The 1402-nt window shown below is 40.1% G+C and carries 1 protein-coding gene; it reads left to right on the top strand.

The features are described from left to right. Window positions 1-1402: SspB-related isopeptide-forming adhesin (locus tag HMPREF1518_RS07955; RefSeq protein WP_033585423.1), on the top strand; the 1402-nt coding region annotated here is incomplete at both ends.

The raw sequence follows: 1402 nt of genomic DNA, 5'->3' as shown, positions 1-1402 counted from the left end.
CACCGGTAGCACCGACATATGAAAATGAGCCAACTCCACCAGTTAAGACTCCGGATCAACCAGAGCCATCAAAACCAGAAGAGCCAACATATGAGACAGAGAAGCCATTGGAGCCAGCACCAGTAGCACCAAGCTACGAAAATGAGCCAACACCACCGGTAAAAACTCCAGATCAACCAGAGCCATCAAAACCAGAAGAGCCAAATTATGATCCATTGCCAACTCCGCCGGTAGCACCAACTCCTAAGCAGTTGCCAACACCACCAGCGGTGCCAACAGTTCACTTCCATTACAATCGTCTATTTGCACAACCTCAGATTAATAAAGAAATTAAAAATGAGGATGGAGCAGATATCGATCGTACTCTAGTTGCTAAGCAGTCTGTAGTGAAGTTTGAGTTGAAAACAGAAGCCTTGACAGCTGGACGTCCAAAAACTACTTCATTTGTATTGGTAGATCCGCTTCCAACTGGCTATAAGTTTGACTTGGATGCAACTAAGGCTGCAAGTACAGGCTTTGATACAACTTATGATGAAGCCAGTCATACTGTAACTTTTAAGGCGACTGATGAGACATTGGCAACATACAATGCTGACTTAACTAAACCTGTTGAGACTCTTCATCCAACGGTTGTTGGTCGAGTATTGAACGATGGGGCAACTTATACGAATAACTTCACTTTGACAGTCAATGATGCTTATGGTATTAAGTCAAATGTTGTTCGTGTAACGACTCCTGGTAAACCAAATGATCCTGATAATCCAAATAACAACTATATTAAGCCAACGAAAGTAAATAAGAATAAAGAAGGCCTTAATATCGATGGAAAAGAAGTTTTAGCTGGTTCAACCAACTACTACGAATTAACATGGGATTTGGATCAATATAAGGGTGATAAATCTTCTAAGGAAGCAATCCAAAACGGCTTCTACTATGTAGATGATTATCCAGAAGAAGCTTTAGATGTTCGTCCTGATTTGATTAAGGTTGCAGATGAAAAAGGAAATCAAGTATCAGGTGTCAGCGTTCAAAAATATGACAGTCTAGAAGCTGCTCCTAAGAAAGTTCAAGACTTGTTGAAGAAAGCTAACATTACTGTTAAGGGTGCTTTCCAACTCTTCTCTGCTGATAATCCAGAAGAATTTTACAAGCAATATGTAGCAACTGGAACATCATTAGTCATTACAGATCCGATGACTGTTAAGTCTGAATTTGGTAAGACAGGTGGTAAGTATGAAAATAAGGCCTATCAAATTGATTTCGGAAATGGCTATGCTACAGAAGTAGTGGTTAACAACGTACCGAAAATCACACCTAAAAAAGATGTGACAATCAGTATGGATCCAAGCAGTGACAATATCGATGGCCAGACTATTCCATTGAACCAGTACTTCAATTATCG

The sequence above is a fragment of the Streptococcus sp. SR1 genome, assembly GCF_000526075.1.
Lineage (GTDB): Bacteria > Bacillota > Bacilli > Lactobacillales > Streptococcaceae > Streptococcus > Streptococcus halitosis.
The sequence above is the reverse complement of the archived record's forward strand: the minus strand, read 5'-3'. Positions and strand labels throughout refer to the sequence as shown.